This window comes from Paracraurococcus ruber, from assembly GCF_004353985.1.
Classification (GTDB): Bacteria; Pseudomonadota; Alphaproteobacteria; order Acetobacterales; family Acetobacteraceae; genus Paracraurococcus; species Paracraurococcus ruber.
Genome location: NZ_SMOA01000111.1, coordinates 1 through 16632, shown reverse-complemented (window position 1 = coordinate 16632; position 16632 = coordinate 1). Strand labels below are relative to the sequence as shown.

19 protein-coding genes are annotated in these 16632 nt (G+C 73.4%); 8 read left to right on the top strand and 11 right to left on the bottom strand.

Annotation, left to right across the window (positions count from 1 at the left end; all coding sequences use genetic code 11):
* Positions 1-15: 15 nt before the first annotated feature.
* From E2C05_RS18540 to E2C05_RS18530, 3 genes are read right to left on the bottom strand one after another with little or no spacing between them, the layout of a single operon-like run.
* A complete protein-coding gene (locus E2C05_RS18540; RefSeq protein ID WP_133221139.1) occupies positions 16-426 on the bottom strand; it encodes a hypothetical protein in 411 nt (136 codons plus the stop codon).
* Positions 423-722 carry a rod-binding protein gene (locus tag E2C05_RS18535; RefSeq protein ID WP_133221138.1) on the bottom strand — a complete coding sequence of 100 codons (300 nt, stop codon included), beginning with the start codon at positions 720-722 and terminating at the stop codon, positions 423-425. Before E2C05_RS18535 ends, E2C05_RS18540 begins: the two co-directional genes overlap by 4 nt.
* Positions 719-1804 (bottom strand): flagellar basal body P-ring protein FlgI, encoded by a 1086-nt coding sequence (locus E2C05_RS18530; protein ID WP_133221140.1) that lies wholly within the window; start codon positions 1802-1804, stop codon positions 719-721. Before E2C05_RS18530 ends, E2C05_RS18535 begins: the two co-directional genes overlap by 4 nt.
* Positions 1805-1997: 193 nt before the next feature.
* Between E2C05_RS18530 and E2C05_RS33160 the strand changes: the two genes are divergently transcribed.
* The 5 genes from E2C05_RS33160 (at position 1998) to serA (ending at position 6996) form a co-directional block, all read left to right on the top strand.
* On the top strand, positions 1998-2423 hold the full coding sequence (locus tag E2C05_RS33160) for a flagellar assembly protein FliX (RefSeq protein WP_158292225.1): 426 nt from the start codon (positions 1998-2000) through the stop codon (positions 2421-2423).
* A gap of 136 nt (positions 2424-2559) precedes the next feature.
* The gene (dksA, locus tag E2C05_RS18520; protein WP_192912486.1) at positions 2560-2973 is read left to right on the top strand and encodes an RNA polymerase-binding protein DksA; all 414 of its coding nucleotides are present in this window, start codon (positions 2560-2562) and stop codon (positions 2971-2973) included.
* Positions 2974-3166: 193 nt separating this feature from the next.
* Entirely contained in the window at positions 3167-3955 is a 789-nt protein-coding gene (locus tag E2C05_RS18515; RefSeq protein WP_133221135.1) for a DUF1217 domain-containing protein, read from the top strand.
* A 270-nt stretch (positions 3956-4225) separates the two neighbouring features.
* Positions 4226-5410 (top strand): phosphoserine transaminase, encoded by a 1185-nt coding sequence (locus tag E2C05_RS18510; RefSeq protein WP_133221134.1) that lies wholly within the window; start codon positions 4226-4228, stop codon positions 5408-5410.
* Positions 5410-6996, top strand: coding sequence for a phosphoglycerate dehydrogenase (serA, locus tag E2C05_RS18505; protein WP_133221133.1), 1587 nt, complete (start codon positions 5410-5412; stop codon positions 6994-6996). The genes E2C05_RS18510 and serA overlap by 1 nt, the downstream gene beginning before the upstream one ends.
* Before the next feature lie 90 nt (positions 6997-7086).
* Here the strand turns inward: serA and ccmI are convergent, their stop codons facing one another.
* The 7 genes from ccmI to E2C05_RS18475 all read right to left on the bottom strand — a co-directional run bounded on the left by ccmI (position 7087) and on the right by E2C05_RS18475 (position 12601).
* Positions 7087-7893 carry a c-type cytochrome biogenesis protein CcmI gene (gene ccmI / locus E2C05_RS18500; protein ID WP_133221132.1) on the bottom strand — a complete coding sequence of 269 codons (807 nt, stop codon included), beginning with the start codon at positions 7891-7893 and terminating at the stop codon, positions 7087-7089.
* A gap of 43 nt (positions 7894-7936) precedes the next feature.
* Entirely contained in the window at positions 7937-8473 is a 537-nt protein-coding gene (locus E2C05_RS18495; protein WP_133221131.1) for a cytochrome c-type biogenesis protein, read from the bottom strand.
* Positions 8470-9060 (bottom strand): DsbE family thiol:disulfide interchange protein, encoded by a 591-nt coding sequence (locus E2C05_RS18490; protein ID WP_133221130.1) that lies wholly within the window; start codon positions 9058-9060, stop codon positions 8470-8472. Before E2C05_RS18490 ends, E2C05_RS18495 begins: the two co-directional genes overlap by 4 nt.
* Positions 9057-11024: a heme lyase CcmF/NrfE family subunit gene (locus tag E2C05_RS18485; RefSeq protein WP_133221129.1), complete on the bottom strand. Its 1968-nt coding sequence runs from the start codon at positions 11022-11024 to the stop codon at positions 9057-9059. The genes E2C05_RS18490 and E2C05_RS18485 overlap by 4 nt, the downstream gene beginning before the upstream one ends.
* Positions 11021-11545, bottom strand: coding sequence for a cytochrome c maturation protein CcmE (ccmE, locus tag E2C05_RS18480; protein ID WP_133221128.1), 525 nt, complete (start codon positions 11543-11545; stop codon positions 11021-11023). The genes E2C05_RS18485 and ccmE overlap by 4 nt, the downstream gene beginning before the upstream one ends.
* The gene (locus E2C05_RS33155) at positions 11542-11697 is read right to left on the bottom strand and encodes a hypothetical protein (RefSeq protein ID WP_158292224.1); all 156 of its coding nucleotides are present in this window, start codon (positions 11695-11697) and stop codon (positions 11542-11544) included. The genes ccmE and E2C05_RS33155 overlap by 4 nt, the downstream gene beginning before the upstream one ends.
* Before the next feature lie 97 nt (positions 11698-11794).
* Positions 11795-12601, bottom strand: coding sequence for a heme ABC transporter permease (locus E2C05_RS18475; RefSeq protein ID WP_133221127.1), 807 nt, complete (start codon positions 12599-12601; stop codon positions 11795-11797).
* Positions 12602-12685: 84 nt separating this feature from the next.
* On the opposite strand from E2C05_RS18475, the gene E2C05_RS18470 reads away from it, so the two are divergent.
* The 3 genes from E2C05_RS18470 to E2C05_RS18460 are packed head-to-tail and all read left to right on the top strand — an operon-like array spanning position 12686 to position 13981.
* Positions 12686-13102, top strand: a complete 417-nt coding sequence (locus E2C05_RS18470; RefSeq protein WP_133221126.1) for an EVE domain-containing protein — start codon at positions 12686-12688, stop codon at positions 13100-13102.
* Between the two features lie 22 nt (positions 13103-13124).
* Complete coding sequence (locus E2C05_RS18465) at positions 13125-13619, top strand: GFA family protein (RefSeq protein WP_133221125.1); 495 nt, start codon at positions 13125-13127, stop codon at positions 13617-13619.
* A complete protein-coding gene (locus E2C05_RS18460; protein ID WP_133221124.1) occupies positions 13619-13981 on the top strand; it encodes a Rieske (2Fe-2S) protein in 363 nt (120 codons plus the stop codon). Before E2C05_RS18465 ends, E2C05_RS18460 begins: the two co-directional genes overlap by 1 nt.
* A gap of 55 nt (positions 13982-14036) precedes the next feature.
* Here the strand turns inward: E2C05_RS18460 and E2C05_RS18455 are convergent, their stop codons facing one another.
* Positions 14037-15578, bottom strand: a complete 1542-nt coding sequence (locus E2C05_RS18455; protein ID WP_200305948.1) for a D-Ala-D-Ala carboxypeptidase family metallohydrolase — start codon at positions 15576-15578, stop codon at positions 14037-14039.
* Positions 15579-16632: the final 1054 nt, after the last annotated feature.

The following is a 16632-nucleotide window of genomic DNA, read 5'->3' as shown; positions in this document are numbered from 1 at the left end:
TCCCGGCGCGGGCTGTCAGGCCCGCGTCGCCATCGCCAGCGCCGGCGCCTGGCGCGGCGCCGCCGGCCGCCCGGCCCGGCCATAGCCCGGCGCCGCCGCCTTCGGCAGCGCCGCGCCGGCGATGGTCTCGATCACCTGCGACTGGATGGCGATGGCCCGCTGCAGCAGGCGGCGATTCTCCTCGCCCAGCGCCTGCAGGCGCGATGTCAGCGCTTCCGTCTCCTGCCGCCGCGCGCCATCCGCGCGCGCCCCGGTCTTCGCCGCCGCGGCATAGGCGGCGGCGAAGGCGTCGGTCGCCTGCGCCTTCGCCGTGGCCAGGCCGGCGGCGCGCGGCAGGTCGAGCGCGGCGAGCGCCTCGTTCTCCGCCCGCAGCGCCTCCGCCAGCCGCCGGCCGGCGGCGAGCAGCGAGTCCATCATCTCCGTCATGGCGAGGTCTCCGTATCGGCGGTGTTTGACTGGCGGCGCAGCAATTCGCGCAGGATGGCGTCGGACAGGCCGAGGCCCTGGCCGGACCGCACGGCATCCTTCGCCATGGCGTCGACCAGCATCGGGCGCCATTGCGCCTCCGCCGCGCCGCCGGTGAAGGCGCCGCGCTGCGAATCGAGCGTGGCGAAGGCAGGCTTCAGCAGCGACGCCAGCGCCTGCGCCTCGAAGGCCTGCGCGGCCTGGCGCAATTTCGGCGGGACGGCGGCGCGTTCCGCCGCGGTCAGGGGCTGGATCATCGCAGCTCCATCTCCGCCTGCAGGGCGCCTGCCGCCTTGATCGCCTGCAGGATCGAGATCAGGTCGCGCGGCCCGACACCGAGCGCGTTCAGCCCGCGCACCAGTTCCTGCAGGGTGACGCCGCCCTGGAGCACGCCGACCCGCCGCTCGGCCTGGTCGTCCACCTCGATGTTGGTGCGCGGCACCACCACGGTCTCGCCCTGGCCGAAGGCGTTGGGCTGGCTGACCTGCGGCGTCTCGGTGATGCGGATCGTCAGGTTGCCCTGGGCGATCGCCACGGTGGAAACCCGCACATTGGCGCCCATGACGATGGTGCCGCTGGCTTCCTCGATGACGACGCGGGCGATCTGGTCGGGCTCGACGCGGAGCTGCTCGATCTCGGCGAGGGTGGCGACCGGGTCGCGGCCGTTCAGGTTCAGCGCCACGGTCCGCGGGTCGGTCGCCGCGGCGAGGCCGGTGCCGGCGGCGCGGTTGATGGCGTTGGCGATGCGCCGGGCGGTGGTCAGGTCGGGATTGCGCAGCGCGAGGCGCAGCGAATTGCGCGCCCCGAGCGCATAGGGGATCTCCCGCTCGACGATGGCGCCGGAGGCGATGCGCGCGCTGGTCGGCACGCCGCGCTGGATGCTGGCGCCGGCGCCGCGCGCCGCCACCGCGCCGGTGGAGACCGCGCCCTGGGAGACCGCATAGACCTCCCCGTCCGCGCCGAGCAGCGGGGTGACCAGCAGCGTGCCGCCCTGCAGGTTGGTGGCGTCGCCCAGCGCCGAGACGGCGACGTCGATCCGGCTGCCCGGGCGGGCGAAGGCCGGCAGGTTGGCGGTGACCATGACGGCGGCGACGTTGCGGGTGTCGAGCCGCGCCTCGTTGTCCCGGGTGTTGACGCCCAGGCGTTCGAGCATGCCGATCAGGGTCTGGCGGGTGAAGATGGCGGTGCGCAGCCGGTCGCCGGTGCCGGCCAGGCCGACCACCAGGCCGTAGCCGACCAGCTGGTTGTCCCGCACCCCTTCGACATCGGCGATGTCCTTGATGCGGACCGGCTGCGCCTCGGCCGGCGGCAGGCCCCCGAGGACGGAGAGCAGCGCAATCTTGGCCGCTAGCGCGAAGGCGGTTTTCGCCCTTGCGAAAGCATTTTTGGCCACGCTGCCCTCCGTCCCGCAGGTGCCGGGGTATTCGCAACCGGCGTGCCAGCCCCTGGGCCGGCTTCGGCGGCGGGGCTTGCCGGGTTGGCCGGCAGGGTTTGCCGCCCGGCGGCAGAAGGGGGCAGGGGGGGAGGGCAGGATGCGCGAACTCGGCAGGGTCACGGCGGGCGGCCCGGTGCGGACCGGGCGCGCCGCCGGCCGGTCCGCCGGCGGCTTCAGCCTGCCGGCGGGCGGGGATGCGGCCGCGGCCGGGCAGGCCGAGGGACCGGCGTCCACGGCGGCGGTCGGCCTGTCCCTTTTGGCGGTGCAGGAGGGGGGCGAGCGCGCCGGCCGCGACCAGGCGGCGAAGCGCCGGGCCGAGTCGGTCCTGCAAGAGTTGCAGTCCCTGCAGCTGGCGCTGCTCCGGGATGGACCCGATCCTGTTGCGCTGGCACGCCTTGCCGCGCTGCAATCGGGGGAGGAGGCCGCCGATCCCATCCTGCGGGACGCGGTTGCCGCGATCCTCCTGCGCGCGAAGGTGGAACTGGCCCGGCGCGGCTGGAAGGGCGGCGTGTCAGGGGCATGAAAACCCCTCGCTTTCAGCACTTTGCGGTGGCGTAACCCCTTGGCTTGCCTAACCGTGCGCCTGTATGGTCCGGCCAACTTCGGGGCGGGGTCGCACGACCCTGGGCCCGGACCGGAATGGGGCCGTCCAGACGATGCTGATCACCCTGCCGCCCGACTACCGTCCGACCGACGACGAAGAATTCATGACACCCCGGCAATTGGAATACTTCCGGCAGAAGCTGCTGCGCTGGCGCGGCGACCTGCTGCGGGAGGCGGGGGAGACCCTGGCCAGCCTGTCCGTCGGCGGGATCACCGAGGCCGACCTGACCGACCGGGCGAGCGTCGAGACCGACCGCGCGCTGGAACTCCGCACCCGCGACCGGGCCCGCAAGCTGATCTCCAAGATCGACCAGGCGCTGGAGCGGATCGAGAACGGCACCTACGGCTATTGCGAGGAGACCGGCGAGCCGATCGGCCTTCGCCGGCTGGAGGCGCGGCCGATCGCCACCCTGTCGATCGAGGCGCAGGAGCGGCATGAGCGCATGGAGCGCGTGCACCGCGACGACTGAGCCGACCGGGCTCGGCGCCGGCCGGGCCGTGTGGTCGCCGCGGGCCCGGGCAGCGCTGCCGGCGCCCGCCCCGCCGGGGGGTGGGGGACGTCACCCCTTCGGCAGGGGGCCTTCGGCAGGAACGGCCCGCGGCGGCGCGGGCCGCCCGACTTAACCCGGATTTCAGTGGCCCGGCCGCAGGCTGCCGGTGGCCATGGTCCAGATCAGCCTCTCCCTCGCCAATGCCCTGCTGGGCGGCGGGACCAGCACGACATCCTCCGGCGACGCCGTCTCGGCGCTGGCCGCGCTGAAGGCCGCCCAGGCACCGGGCGCCGAGGCCAGGGGCGTCGCGCAGGAGAAGAAGGACCCCGTCACGATCACCGCGCTGAAGCAGTTCGACGCGGCGCTGGCCAAGGCCAGAGACGTGAAGGCGGCGCTGCAGGATCCGCGGGTGCTGGCGGTGCTGCTGCCGGCGCTCGGCCTGGCGGACCAGGCGGAATTCCCGGGCCTGGTGCAGAAGGCGCTGCTGGCAGACCCCAAGGACCCGAACGGGCTGCTGGCCAATCTCGGCAGCCGCTTCAGCGACGCCGCCGCCACGCTGAACCTGCGGGAGAAGGGGCTGGCCGGGCTGAAGGACCCCGCCATCGCGTCCAGGCTGAAGGACGCCTATCTGCAGTACCAGTACCAGAAGGGGCTCGATGACCGGAATGCCGGCCTCTCCGACGCGCTCTACTTCCTGAAGAACGCGCCCGGGGAGACGGATGTCTTCGGCATCCTGGGCAATGCGGTGCTGCGGCGGGTGGTCACCGGCGCGCTCGGCCTGCCGTCGCAGATCGCCGTCCAGCCGGTGGAGACCCAGGCGCGCGCCATCACCAGCCGCCTGAAGCTCGAGGATCTGCAGGACCCGAAGAAGCTGCAGCAGCTGGCGCAGCGCTACGTCATGGCGCAGGCCGGCAGCGGCACGGCGACCGGCACGGGCAGCATCCTGTCGCTGCTGCGGTGACGATGCAGGCCGGCGTTGCAAGCGCGGCGCGGCTGCATTAGCTCTGCCGGCGGGCCACGTCCCCCCACCGGGACGCATCCGCTTCTGGAAGGGAGCACCCGCATGGCGATCGCCGCCCCCCCGCCGGCCGAAAGGCCGGCCAATACCCCCGTTGCGGCCGAAAGGCCGGCCAATACCCCCGTTGCGGCCGAAAGGCCGGCCAATACCCCCGTTGCGGCCGAAAGGCCGGCCAATACCCCTGTTGCGGCCGAAAGGTCGGCCAGCGCCCGCATGCCGGACATCCGCCCGGCGAATCCCCGGTTTTCCTCCGGCCCCTGCGCCAAGCGTCCCGGCTGGACGCTGGAGGCGCTGTCGGGCGCCCTGCTCGGCCGCAGCCACCGCGCCAAGGACCCGAAGGCGCGCCTGGCGGAGGTGATCGACCGCAGCCGCGTCATACTCGGCCTGCCGGCCGACTGGCGGCTGGGCATCGTCCCGGCGTCCGACACCGGCGCGGTGGAGATGGCGCTGTGGTCCATGCTCGGCGCCCGCGGCGTCGACATCCTGGCCTGGGAGAGTTTTTCCGGCGACTGGGCGACGGATGTCGTCAAGCAGCTCAGGCTGTCGGATGCGCGCGTGATCAAGGCCGATTACGGCCGCCTGCCGAGGCTGGACGCCGATGGCACGCGCGACCTGGTGATGGTCTGGAACGGCACGACGTCGGGCGTGCGGCTGCCGAACGCCGACTTCATCCCGACGGAGCGCGAGGGTCTGGTGATCTGCGACGCGACGAGCGCCGCCTTCGCCATGGACCTCGACTACGCGAAGCTCGATGTCGTCACCTGGTCCTGGCAGAAGGTGCTGGGCGGCGAGGCGGCGCATGGCATGCTGGCGCTGTCGCCCCGCGCGGTGGCCCGCCTGGAGAGCTACACCCCGTCCTGGCCTCTCCCGAAGATCTTCCGCATGACCAAGGGCGGCAAGCTGAACGAGGGCATCTTCAAGGGCGAGACGATCAACACGCCCTCCATGCTCGCGGTCGAGGATGCGGTGGACGGGCTGCGCTGGGCCGAGAGCGTCGGCGGCCTCACGGGTCTCATCGCCCGGTCGGAGGCCAACCTCGCCGCCGTCGCCGCCTGGGTCGAGCGCACGCCCTGGGCGGCGTTCCTGGCGGAGGATCCGACGACGCGGTCCTGCACCTCCATCTGCCTGAAGATCGTCGCGCCCTGGTTCCAGGCGCTGGATGCCGAGGCGCAGGCGGCCGCGGCGAAGGCGCTCGCCACGCTGCTGGAGAAGCAGGGCGTGGCGCTGGATGCCGGCGCCTATCGCGACGCGCCGCCGGGCCTGCGCATCTGGGGCGGCGCCACGGTGGAGACCAGCGACATCGAGGCGCTGCTGCCCTGGCTCGACTGGGCCTTCGCGCAGGTGGAAGCCGCGCATGCGCCCGCCGCGGAGCGGCATGGCAGGACGGCGGCCGCGTGATGCCGAAGGTCCTCATCTCCGACAAGCTTTCCCCCGCCGCGATCGAGATCTTCAGGCGGCGCGGGATCGAGGTGGAGTTCCGGCCGGGCCTCAGCCCGGCGGAGATCCGCGGCATCATCGCCCCCTTCGACGGGCTGGCGGTGCGCAGCGCCACCAAGGTGACGCGCGAGCTGATGGAGGCCGCGCCGAACCTGAAGGTGGTCGGCCGCGCCGGCATCGGCGTGGACAATGTCGACGTCACCAGCGCGACGCAGCGCGGCGTCGTGGTGATGAACACGCCCTATGGCAATGCCATCACCACGGCCGAGCATGCGATCGCCATGATGTTCGCGCTCGCCCGGCAGATCCCGGACGCCAGCGCCAGCACCAAGGCCGGGAAGTGGGAGAAGAACCGCTTCATGGGCGTCGAGCTGTTCGGCAAGACGCTCGGCCTCATCGGTTGCGGCAATATCGGCTCCATCGTCGCGGACCGCGCGGTCGGGCTGAAGATGAAGGTGGTGGCCTTCGACCCCTTCCTCTCGGCCCAGCGGGCGCTGGAGCTGGGTGTCGAGAAGGTGGAGCTGAACGAGCTGCTGGAGCGGGCGGACATCGTCACCCTGCACGCGCCGCTGACCGAGCAGACCCGCAACATCCTCAGCCGCGAGAACCTGGCGAAGCTGAAGAAGGGCGCGCGGCTGATCAACTGCGCCCGCGGCGGGCTGGTGGACGAGGCGGCGCTGTACGACGCCCTGAAGTCCGGGCACCTCGCCGGCGCCGCGCTCGACGTCTTCGAGGAGGAGCCGGCGACCGACAGCCCGCTGTTTGCCCTCGAGAACGTGGTCTGCACCCCGCATCTCGGCGCCGCGACGGCCGAGGCGCAGGAGAATGTGGCGCTGCAGGTGGCCGACCAGATGGCCGACTACCTGCTGAGCGGCGCCGTCTCCAACGCCATCAACATGCCCAGCGTGACCGCCGAGGAAGCGCCGCGCCTCAAGCCCTACATGGCGCTGGCGCAGCTGCTGGGCGCCCTGGCCGGGCAGCTGACGGCGGCGCGCGGCAGCGCCATCCGGTCGATCCGGGTGGAGTACGAGGGCCATGTCGCCGAGCTGAACCGCCGGCCGCTGACCGCGGCGGCGCTGGCCGGGACCCTCGCGCCGCTGATGGGCGCGGTGAACATGGTCAACGCCCCGGTGGTGGCGAAGGAGCGCGGGATGGAGGTCGCCGAGACGGTGCATGAGCGCCGCGGCGACTACGCATCCCTGCTGCGGGTCACCATCGCCAGCGAGGATGGCGAGCGGAGCGTCGCCGGCACCCTGGTCGGGGATTCCCGGCCGCGCCTGGTCGAGATCAAGGGCATCGCGGTGGAGGCGGATTTCGCCCCCGACATGCTCTATGTCACGAATCAGGACCGGCCGGGCTTCATCGGCCGCTTCGGCATGGTGCTGGCCAATGCCGGCATCAACATCGCCACCTTCCACCTGGGCCGGTCCGCCCCGGGCGGCGATGCCATCTGCCTGGTGAGCCTGGATGGGCCGCTGCCCGACCCGGTACTGGCCGAGGTGCGGGCGCTGCCCCTGGTGGTGCAGGCGACGCCGCTGCGGTTCTGACCGCCCGGGGCGGCAGCGCCGGCGCGGCCCATGCCATCCGGCCGTCGGCATGGGCCGCGCCGGCGGCCACCGCGCCGCGCGGCCGCCCCGTCAGGGCAGCTCGTTCATCCGTCGCTCGACCATGGCGCGCCAGGGTGCCTCGGGCGGCGCATCGGCGATCAGGGCGCGCCAGGCGGCGCGGGCGCTGTCGTTGCGGCCGGCCCGGGCCTCCGCCATGCCGGCCAGGAAGCGCAGCCCGATATGCTGCGGCGCCTGCGGCAGGGCGGCGCGCAGCAGCGCCCCGGCATCCTCGATCTTCCCGTCCTCCAGCAGCACCTGCGCCAGCTGGGCCGCCGTCTCGGCATCGAATTTGCCGAACATCGCGCGGCGATAGGCATCCGCCGCGCCCACCAGGTTGCCGCGGTCGCGCTCCGCCTTCGCCAGCAGCGCCCAGCCCTGCCGGGCCTGGTCGGTATTGGGCGGCAGCTGCGTGAGGCGGTCGCGCAGCTGGGCGAGGATCAGCTCGTCCCGCATCGCCGCCTCCTCCCGCATGGCGAAGGTGGCCGAGGGCATCTCCGGGATGCCGCCCCAGACATAGAGGCCGAGGGCGAGGGCGGGCACGCCGAACAGCGTCGCCAGCAGCGCCTTGCGGCCGGTGCCGGTGATGGCCGGCCCGGCATCCTCGGGCGCCGCGAGCAGGCGGCGCTGCACCTCGAGCTGGGCGGCGCGATAGGCCTGGTCGTCCAGCCGGCCGGCCGCCTTCTCCCGCTCCAGCTCCGCCATCTGGGCGCGGTAGAGGCCGAGATCGGCTTCCCGCCGGCCGCGCGCCCGCGGCGGGGAGATCAGCGCGACGGCGAGCGGCGCGAGCGCGGCCAGGGCCAGCAGGCCCACCAGAGGCCAGAAGGGAAACCAGGTCATGGGGCCTCGGGCAGGGATGGGCGCGGGCGGCAGGAAAGGCGGATCACGCGCCGCGTCTCTCCCGCGCCTGCATCTCGATCCGGTCGAGCCGCGCGCGCTCGGCGGCGGAAAGCTCCGCCGCCGCCTCGCCGGCCAGGGCGGCGCGGCGGCGCCGCATGCCGAGGATGAGGACGAGGCCGGCGCCGAGCGCCAGCACCGGGGTCCCCCACAGGAGATAGGTCTCCGGCTTCACCGGCGGGCGCAGCAGGACGAAGTCGCCATAGCGGTCATGGACGAAGCGCAGCACCTCGGACTCGCTCCGCCCGGCCGAGACCTGTTCCCGGACGATGCGGCGCAGGTCGCGCGCCAGCTCGGCATCGCTGTCCTCGATGGACTGGTTCTGGCAGACCATGCAGCGCAGCTCGCGGCCGATCTGCCGCGCCCGTTCCTCCTGCCCCGGGTCGCGCAGCATCTCGGCCGGGTCGGACACGGCGGCGAGGGCGGGGGCGATGCCAAGGGGGATGCCAAGGGGGATGCCAGGGGCGAGGCCGGCGGCGGCCAGCAGCGCCAGCCCCGGCAGCAGGGTGGCCAGCCGCGTCATGCGTGGGTCTTCAGTAGCGGGCGCAGCTGCTGCGCCACCGTCTCCTCCGTCACCGGGCCGGCCCAGCGCCAGCGGATGATGCCGCCGCGGTCGATCAGGTAGGTCTCCGGCACGCCGTAGAGGCCCCAGTCGATGGCGATGCGCCCGGGCAGGTCCACCCCCAGCCGCTGGTAGGGGTTGCCATGCTTCTGCAGGAAGCCCAGCGCGTCGGCCGGCTTGTCCTTGTAGGCGACGCCCAGCACCGGCACGCCCTCGCGCGAGAGCTTCATGAGCTGCGGGTGCTCGATCACGCAGGGCACGCACCAGGAGGCGAAGAAGTTGACCAGCACCGGCCGCCCGGCCGCGCGCAGGTCGGCGGCGGCGAGGGCGGGGCGGTCCGCGCCCTCCAGCGGCGGCAGGGCGAAGTCCGGCGCCGGCTTGCCGAGCAGGGCGGAGGGCACGCCCTTCGGGTCGTAGCTGCCGGTGCCGAGGCCGCGCAGCATGGCGAAGAACCCGGCCCCGGCCGCTGCGGCGACGCCGAGCGGGGCCAGCAGCAGCAGGCGGCGGCGCGGCGCTGCCGGCCGCGCCCCGGGGGTGGTCGCGCTCATGCCCGCGCCTCCCCGCCCCGGGCCAGCTTCGCGGCGGGCGCCGAGACGCGCATGCGCCGGTCGCTGAGCGAGAGGCCGCCGCCCAGCGCCATGATGGCGGCGCCGAACCAGATCCAGGGCGCCAGCGGGTTGTCATGGATGCGCAGCACCGCGCCGCCCTCCCGCTCCTCCCCCATCACCAGATAGAGGTCGCGCAGCAGGGTGGTGTGGATCGCCGCCTCGGTCGTGGTCATGCGGGAGACGGCGAAGTTGCGCTTGTCGGCCTCCATGGTGGTGACCAGGCGGCCGGCATCGCGCAGTTCCACGGTGGCGCGGCGGGCGGTCCAGTTGGGGCCCTGCACGTCGCGCAGCCCCACCAGCCGGTACTCGATGCCGGCCAGGGTGGTGGATTCGCCCGGCTTCAGCAGCGCCAGCCGGTCGGTGGCCAGGCCCATGCCCGCGAGGCCGAGGATCATGACGCCAAGGCCGGCATGCGCCACCGCCCCGCCCCAGGCGGCGCGCGGCAGGCCCTTGGCCCGCGCCCAGGCCGCCCGCGGCCGGCTGAGCAGCGCGATGCGGTCGGCGATATCGGCCAGCGCGGCGAAGAGGATCCAGGCGGCGGCGCCGAAGCCGAGCGCCGGGCCGATCCGCTCGCCCGCGATGGCCAGGCAGAGCAGCAGCACGCCGAGGCCGGCCAGCGCCGCCCACCACAGCCGCTGCAGCGCCGGGAAGACCCGCGCGCGCTTCCAGGGCAGCACCGGGCCGAAGCCCATGGCGAGGACCAGCGGCACGGCCAGCGGCAGGGTCGCCAGGTTGAAGAAGGGCGGCCCGACCGAGATCTTCTCCGACAGCAGCAGGTCGGCGAACATCGGGTAGAGCGTGCCGACCAGGACCACCGCCGCGATCGAGCAGAGCAGCAGGTTGTTCAGCACCAGCGAGCCCTCGCGCGACAGCGGCGCGAAGACGCCGGTCGGCACCATCGCCGCCGCGCGCCAGGCGAACAGCGCGAAGCCGCCGCCGATGAAGACCGCGAGCAGGCCGAGGATGACCATGCCGCGCGCCGGGTCGTTGGCGAAGGCGTGCACGCTGGTCAGCACGCCGGACCGCACCAGGAAGGTGCCCAGCAGCGACATGCCGAAGGCGACGAGGGCGAGGAAGACGGTCCAGGTCTTCAGCGCCTCCCGCTTCTCCACCACGATGGCGCTGTGCAGCAGGGCGCAGCCGGCCAGCCAGGGGAGGAGGGAGGCGTTCTCCACCGGGTCCCAGAACCAGTAGCCGCCCCAGCCCAGCTCGTAATAGGCCCACCAGGACCCGAGGGCGATGCCGAGGGTGAGGAAGGACCAGGCCGCCAGCGCCCAGGGCCGCACCCAGCGGCCCCAGGCGGCGTCCACCCGCCCCTCGATCAGCGCGGCGACCGCGAAGGCATAGGTCACGGCGAAGCCGACATAGCCGAGGTAGAGCAGCGGCGGATGGAAGGCGAGGCCGGGGTCCTGCAGGATCGGGTTCAGGCCCTGGCCGTCCGGCGGCGGCGGCCACATCCGCTGGAAGGGGTTGGACGTCGCCAGGATGAAGGCGAGGAAGCCGAAGGACACCAGGGCGAGGATCGCCAGCACCCGCGCCTGCAGGGCGGAGGGAAGGTTGTTCCCGAAGGCCGCGACCGCGCCGCCGCAGAGCGCCAGGATGAGCACCCAGAGGACCATCGAGCCCTCATGGTTCCCCCAGGTCCCGCTGATCTTGTAGAGCAGCGGCTTCGCCGAATGGCTGTTCTGCACCACGTTCAGCACGGTGGTGTCGTTCACCACATAGGCCCAGACCAGGCAGCCGGCGGATGCGGCGACCGCGATCAGCACGCCGGCGGCCAGCGGGGCGGTGGCGGACATCAGCCGCGCCTCGGCCCGATGCGCGCCCCAGAGGCCGGTCACGACCTGGGCGAGCGAGAGGGCCAGCGCCAGGGCCAGCGCGAAATGGCCGATTTCCGGGATCACGAGCCGCTTCTCCCCGGGGTGGGCGGCCGGGCCGGGTCCAGCGTGTTCCAGGTGGCGGCCGGCGGCGGCGCGCCCTGGGCCGGGTTCCAGTGGCCGCTGCGCTTCAGCGCGTCGGCGACCTCGGGCGGCATGTAGGTCTCGTCGTGCCGCGCCAGCACCTCGGATGCGCGGAACACGCCGTCGGGGCCCAGCTTGCCGAGGGTGACCACGCCCTGGCCTTCGCGGAACAGGTCGGGCAGCACGCCGGCATAGGTGACGGGGATGGCGTTGGGGCCATCCGTCACCCGGAAGCGGGCTTCCGGCTTGCCGTCCGGGCCGGTCGCCTTCGCCACGCTGCCCGGCTCCACCAGGCCGCCGAGGCGGAAGGCACGGCCGGCCGGAGGAATCTCCCGCGCGATGTCGGAGGGCGAGCGGAAGAAGACCAGGTTGTCCTGGAAGGCGGTGAGGGTCAGGGCGGTGGCGCTGCCGAGCCCCAGCCCGCACAGCAGCAGCAGCCAGAGCCGCCGGCGTTTGCGTGTCATGCGTCGTCCCGTTGCCGCCGCGTCCTGGGGTCCAGCGCGTCCAGCCGCCGCCGCGCGGCGGAAAGCCGCAGCGTGGTGGCGACGGTGACCGCGGCGAACCCCCCGAGCACGAGGAGATAGCTGACGCTCACATGGGCCCAGTGCAGCGTCATGGAAGCGGAACCTCATGGTTTCCAAAGGCCCTTCGGCCTTTGGCGGGGGAGGGTCCCGGAGGGGGCAAGGTCCCGTCCCGGAGTCGCATGGTGGTCGTCACGCCGCCTCCGCCCGCCGCGCCGCGGCCAGTTGCAGCGCCCGGATCCGGCGTTCCATCACCGCCGCCCGGGTCCGTGCCAGCACCAGCGCGGCGAAGGCCAGGGTGAAGCCCAGCGCGCAGACCAGCAGCGGGTAGAGGATGTCCACATGCAGGCCGGGCGCATTGATCCTGGTCACGCTGGCCGGCTGGTGCAGGGTGTTCCACCAGTCCACGCTGAACTTCACGACCGGCAGGTTCACCGCGCCGATCAGGGCCAGGATGGCGCCCATGCGCGCCCCGCGCTCCGCGTCGTCGAAGGCACGCACCAGGGCGGCATGGCCGAGCCAGAGGAAGAACAGCACCAGCACGGAAGTGAGGCGGGCGTCCCAGACCCACCAGGTGCCCCACATCGGCTTGCCCCAAAGGCTGCCGGTGGCAAGGCAGAGCGCGGTGACCAGCGCGCCGACCGGGGAGAGTTCGCGGCAGGCGAGGTCGGCCAGCGGGTGCCGCCAGATCAGCGCCATGGCGGACCCGATGGCGAGGCCGGCATAGCCACCCATGGCCAGCCAGGCCATCGGGACATGGATATAGAGGATGCGGACGGTCTCGCCCTGCTGCCAGTCGGGCGGGGAGAAGACCAGCGCCCAGGGCAGGCCGATGGCCAGCACCAGCAGGGCGGCCCCGGTCAGCCAGGGCTGCACCTTCGCGGCCAGCCGCAGGAAGCGGCCGGGATTGGCGAAGCGGTGCAGGCTGCCCCCGGCGCGCGGCGCGGGGGCGGGGCCGGCGAGCGGCGGACCGAGGGGGCGTGTGTCGGCGGTTTCCACCCCCACACCCTAGGGCGGGATCGCCGCGGATTGAAGCCGTCGCCGCCATCGTTACTCTCCGCAACGACGATGCGAGGGGAACCGATGGCCACCTGGCTGGTGAAGAGCGAACCGGACGCCTTTTCCTGGGACGAGCAGGTGCAGAACGGCGTGGAGCCCTGGACCGGGGTGCGCAACGCGCTGGCCGCCAACAACCTGAAGGCCATGCGGGTCGGCGACCTGGCGTTCTTCTACCACTCCAACATCGGCAAGGAGATCGTCGGCGTGGTCGAGGTGGTGCGGGAAGCCTATCCCGACCCGACCGACGAGACCGGCCGCTGGGTCTGCGTGGACATGCAGGCGGTGGGCCCGCTGCCGCAGCCGGTCACGCTGGCCGCCATCAAGGCCGACCCGGACTTCGCCGATCTCGCGCTGGTGCGGCAATCGCGCCTCTCCGTGATGCCGGTGGGGGAGGCGCATTGGCGGAAGCTGTGCAAGCTGGGGGGGTGGGCGCGGCGATAGCGCCGGCCGGGGGAGGGTGCGGATGCGGCTCGAAGGCTCCTGCCATTGCGGCGCGGTGCGGTTCCGCGTCGAGAGCCGGCATCCCTATCCCTACCAGCGCTGCTACTGCTCGATCTGCCGCAAGACCCAGGGCGGTGGTGGCTATGCCGTCAACCTGGGCGCCGAGGCCACCAGCCTGCGCGTCACCGGCAAGCGGCACATCGCCATCTACCACGCCCGGATGAAGGGCCCGGGCGATGCCCGCGCCCATCGCAGCCCGGCCGAGCGGCATTTCTGCGGCCGCTGCGGCAGCGCGCTGTGGCTGTTCGACGCGCGCTGGCCGGACCTGCTGCACCCCTTCGCCTCGGCCATCGATACGCCCTTGCCGGCGGCGCCGGACTCGACTCACATCATGCTGGAATTCAAGGCGCCCTGGGTGGCGGTGGAGGCGGGGCCGCGGGACCTGCGCTTCGACGGCTACCCGGAGGAGAGCATCGCCGACTGGCATGCCAGGCACCGCCTTGCCGGGGGAGGATGATGGCGCAGGCAACCGAGGCGGAGGAACGCGTCCTCTGCCGGCTGGAGGATATCCCGGAGGGCGGGGCGAAGGGCTTCCCGGCGCCGCCCGGCGGCTTCACCGGTCTCTTCGCGGTGCGCAAGGACGGGCGGGTACGGGTCTATGTCAATGCCTGCCCGCATATCGGCCTGCCGCTGGAACCCCTGCCGGACCGCTTCCTCGACCCGCGGAAGCAGGTGATCCTCTGCTCGGTCCATGGCGCCCGCTTCCGGATCGAGGACGGGCAGTGCCTGACCGGCCCCTGCATCGGGGAGGCGCTGGAGGCCGTGCCGGTGCGGATCGTCGAGGGCGAGGTGCGGGTACCGGCGAAGGCGGGGCTGTAGCCGCCGCCGGCGGGCGGGACCCGGTCCCGCCCCATGGCCGCGGCGGCGCCCGCGCTCAGCCGGTCCAGGTGGCGTTCACGCCCCGCGTGTCGACATGCACGAAGCTGCGGTACACGCCGATGCCGCCCCGGAAGATCGCCCGCGAGCGGTAGTCCTGCAGCCGCGCCGCCCAGTCCGCCGGGGTGCCGGTCTGGCAGGCGAAGTCGATCGCGTTGTAGCGCATGTGCATGCTGTTGCTGGCCGAGCCGTCGATGCATTGGTTGTAGGCGGGGCTGCGATAGGCGCTGAGGATCCGGATCGGCACGCCGAGGTCGCCGCGCAGCCGGTCCAGCACGGCCGCGGTCGGCGCGATGCTCGGCCACAGCTCGCGCGGCGGATGGGTGTTGAGCCCGGCGCATTTGCCGCCCGCCTGCTGGCTCCCGAGGAAGAGCAGCTCGTCCGGGCTGAAATGCCGCAGGCCGAGCGTGGCGACGAAGGCGCGGAATTCCGCATACAGGTCCCAGCCGGCATGCGGGCTGGCGGCGGCGCTTGCCGGCACGGGCAGGGCGGGCGGCAGCGACACCGTCGCCGCTTCCCCGGCCTCGGAATCCGGTGCCAGGGCGACGTCCCCGGTCCCGCCCTTGCCACCGGCGATGCTGTCGATGATGCGCGACGGCGCGTCGAGCGCCCCCTGCGGCAGGGGGCGGTCATCCAGCCCCCACACGTCCAGGCTGTAGCGCGACCCGTGCACCGTCCCCTGGCTCTGCGAGAAGGTGAGCTTGCGGGCCAGCACATCGGCCCGGAACCGGGCGGAGCTGCCATCGGCGATGATGCGCGCCACGGCGGCGCGCCGCTCGGCGCCGGCCGTCCCGCCGGTGGCCAGGGCCGCCAGCGCGGCGCGCTCCTCCGCGCTCACGCTGTTCTGGACCGCGATGTCGAAGAACAGCGCGGCATCCAGCGCCGTCATCGCGCCGCCCCCGACGACCAGCGCCGCCAGCGAGCGGGCGGCCTGCCAGTAGACGGTGTAGGCGCGCAGCATCTGCGCCCGCCGCGCCTCGGGCGACGCGCCCAGGCGCTTGAAGGCGGCCTCCCAGTGCGGGTCCACCGCGCCCTTCGAGGCGCCGCGCGAGATGTCGTCGGCCCAGGCGAGCTTGCGTGCCTTGGGGGCGTCGAGGATGTCCATGAGCTCGGGGAAGAGCTGGCCGAAGGCCCCGGCCACCGCCCCCGGCCTGCCCGCCTCGATGGCGGTGAGCAGCTTCTTCAGCTCGCCATTCACCAGGGTGAAGCCGATCAGGCCGAAGGTGATGCCGGCGCCGTCGAAATTGCCCACCACCCGGTCGAAGGACGTTCCTTCGAAATCCGCAGTGATGGAGAGGCAGAGGTCGAAGATCGACGGCGGCTCGCTGCCCGCCAGCCGGCGCCAGCCATCGGCGTCCAGCTGCCCGGTGGCGGGCAGCCCGTTCGCCGCCTGCCAGCGGCGAAGCGCCCGGTCGGTATCGCCGCCGAAGACGCCGTCGCCATCCAGCGCCTGGCCGGCGCGGGTGAGGGCGGCCTGGAGGGCCAGGGTGACCGGCCCCTGCACCAGGCGGTCGCCCGCCGCAGCCCGTCCGATGATCATGCCGTCCCCCCGTCCTGCGGATCCGGCGGCGGAGGATACAAGAGTTACGGAACCAAACCAGTGCGGTGGCGCACAGGCATCGCCGGCGGCGCGGGAAGGCGGGCGGGCGGCGGGATCGCGGCGACCGGCGCGACGACCTCGGCGGCGCCGGGGCCGGGAGGGACGCCGCCGAGCCCCGCGTCTGCCTGTTTCCGGCTCGTGTCCTGCCCGCGGAGTTCGCAGCCACCCGCTGCGAACTCCGCGGATCAGCAGGCCACCGCAAACGAAGGCGGGTGGTCCGAACCGAAGGGCGCCGCCAGTGGCGGCGGACTTCGGATTCGGGACACGAGAGCAGATCCCGCTCAGGTGGACGCACCCGAGCGGGTGAGGATGCTCGTCGATCCGAATGACCGGAGCGGTTGCCGTGCGCCATGGCGAACGGCAACCGCTCCGGGGAGGGGCTGGCGGCGCCGGCGATGGCGGCAGGCGTGCCCTGCATCGCCCTCTCCGGCATGGCACGGGCTCCGCGGGACGGCATGCGATCGTCGCCCGGGGCTGCGGCCCGCGCGGTGGTGTGGGTGTGTCGGTCGTGCCCCGGGACATGCCCGGCCCAGATCCGGCATTCCCCGAGCCTGGCGACGCTCACCCGGAGGGCGCGCCGGGCGGCGCGGCCCGGACCGTGCGGGCTCGAAGCGCCTCCATCCGCCGGCCGACGCGGCCGGCCGAGCGAAGCGCCAGGGGGACCCCGCCTCCCCGTCGATCATGGCGGCCCGCCATCATCGCCACGCCACCGCCGTGATGGACGCGAAATCACCCTGAAGCCGCCCCGCGGCGGACAGGTGGCGGGGCGAGGCTTCGTCCTGCGCCCGGAGCACCGGACGCAGACCGCTTCAGGAGCCAACCATGCACCGCATCGCCAGCACCACTCTGCGCCGCAGCCTGCTCGCCACCGGCCTCCTGCTCCTCGCCGCGCCGGCCTTCGCCCAAGGGGGCAGCCAGGCGGGCAGCCCGGCGGGCGCCCAGGTCGGCAGCCAGGCGGGCGCCAGCGTGACCGCCCCGGCGCCCGGCGCCGCGC

What these genes read in the sequence shown, in the direction of transcription:
- E2C05_RS18490 (WP_133221130.1), bottom strand. Translation starts at nt 9,060, where the DNA reads ATGAGCGCGACCACCCCCGGGGCGCGGCCGGCAGCGCCGCGCCGCCGC.
- E2C05_RS18535 (WP_133221138.1), bottom strand. Translation starts at nt 722, where the DNA reads ATGATCCAGCCCCTGACCGCGGCGGAACGCGCCGCCGTCCCGCCGAAA.
- E2C05_RS18470 (WP_133221126.1), top strand. Translation starts at nt 12,686, where the DNA reads ATGGCCACCTGGCTGGTGAAGAGCGAACCGGACGCCTTTTCCTGGGAC.
- ccmE (WP_133221128.1), bottom strand. Translation starts at nt 11,545, where the DNA reads ATGACACGCAAACGCCGGCGGCTCTGGCTGCTGCTGCTGTGCGGGCTG.
- E2C05_RS18540 (WP_133221139.1), bottom strand. Translation starts at nt 426, where the DNA reads ATGACGGAGATGATGGACTCGCTGCTCGCCGCCGGCCGGCGGCTGGCG.
- E2C05_RS33155 (WP_158292224.1), bottom strand. Translation starts at nt 11,697, where the DNA reads ATGACGCTGCACTGGGCCCATGTGAGCGTCAGCTATCTCCTCGTGCTC.
- E2C05_RS18515 (WP_133221135.1), top strand. Translation starts at nt 3,167, where the DNA reads ATGGTCCAGATCAGCCTCTCCCTCGCCAATGCCCTGCTGGGCGGCGGG.
- E2C05_RS18495 (WP_133221131.1), bottom strand. Translation starts at nt 8,473, where the DNA reads ATGACGCGGCTGGCCACCCTGCTGCCGGGGCTGGCGCTGCTGGCCGCC.
- E2C05_RS18455 (WP_200305948.1), bottom strand. Translation starts at nt 15,578, where the DNA reads ATGATCATCGGACGGGCTGCGGCGGGCGACCGCCTGGTGCAGGGGCCG.
- E2C05_RS18465 (WP_133221125.1), top strand. Translation starts at nt 13,125, where the DNA reads ATGCGGCTCGAAGGCTCCTGCCATTGCGGCGCGGTGCGGTTCCGCGTC.
- ccmI (WP_133221132.1), bottom strand. Translation starts at nt 7,893, where the DNA reads ATGACCTGGTTTCCCTTCTGGCCTCTGGTGGGCCTGCTGGCCCTGGCC.
- E2C05_RS33160 (WP_158292225.1), top strand. Translation starts at nt 1,998, where the DNA reads ATGCGCGAACTCGGCAGGGTCACGGCGGGCGGCCCGGTGCGGACCGGG.
- E2C05_RS18460 (WP_133221124.1), top strand. Translation starts at nt 13,619, where the DNA reads ATGGCGCAGGCAACCGAGGCGGAGGAACGCGTCCTCTGCCGGCTGGAG.
- E2C05_RS18510 (WP_133221134.1), top strand. Translation starts at nt 4,226, where the DNA reads ATGCCGGACATCCGCCCGGCGAATCCCCGGTTTTCCTCCGGCCCCTGC.
- serA (WP_133221133.1), top strand. Translation starts at nt 5,410, where the DNA reads ATGCCGAAGGTCCTCATCTCCGACAAGCTTTCCCCCGCCGCGATCGAG.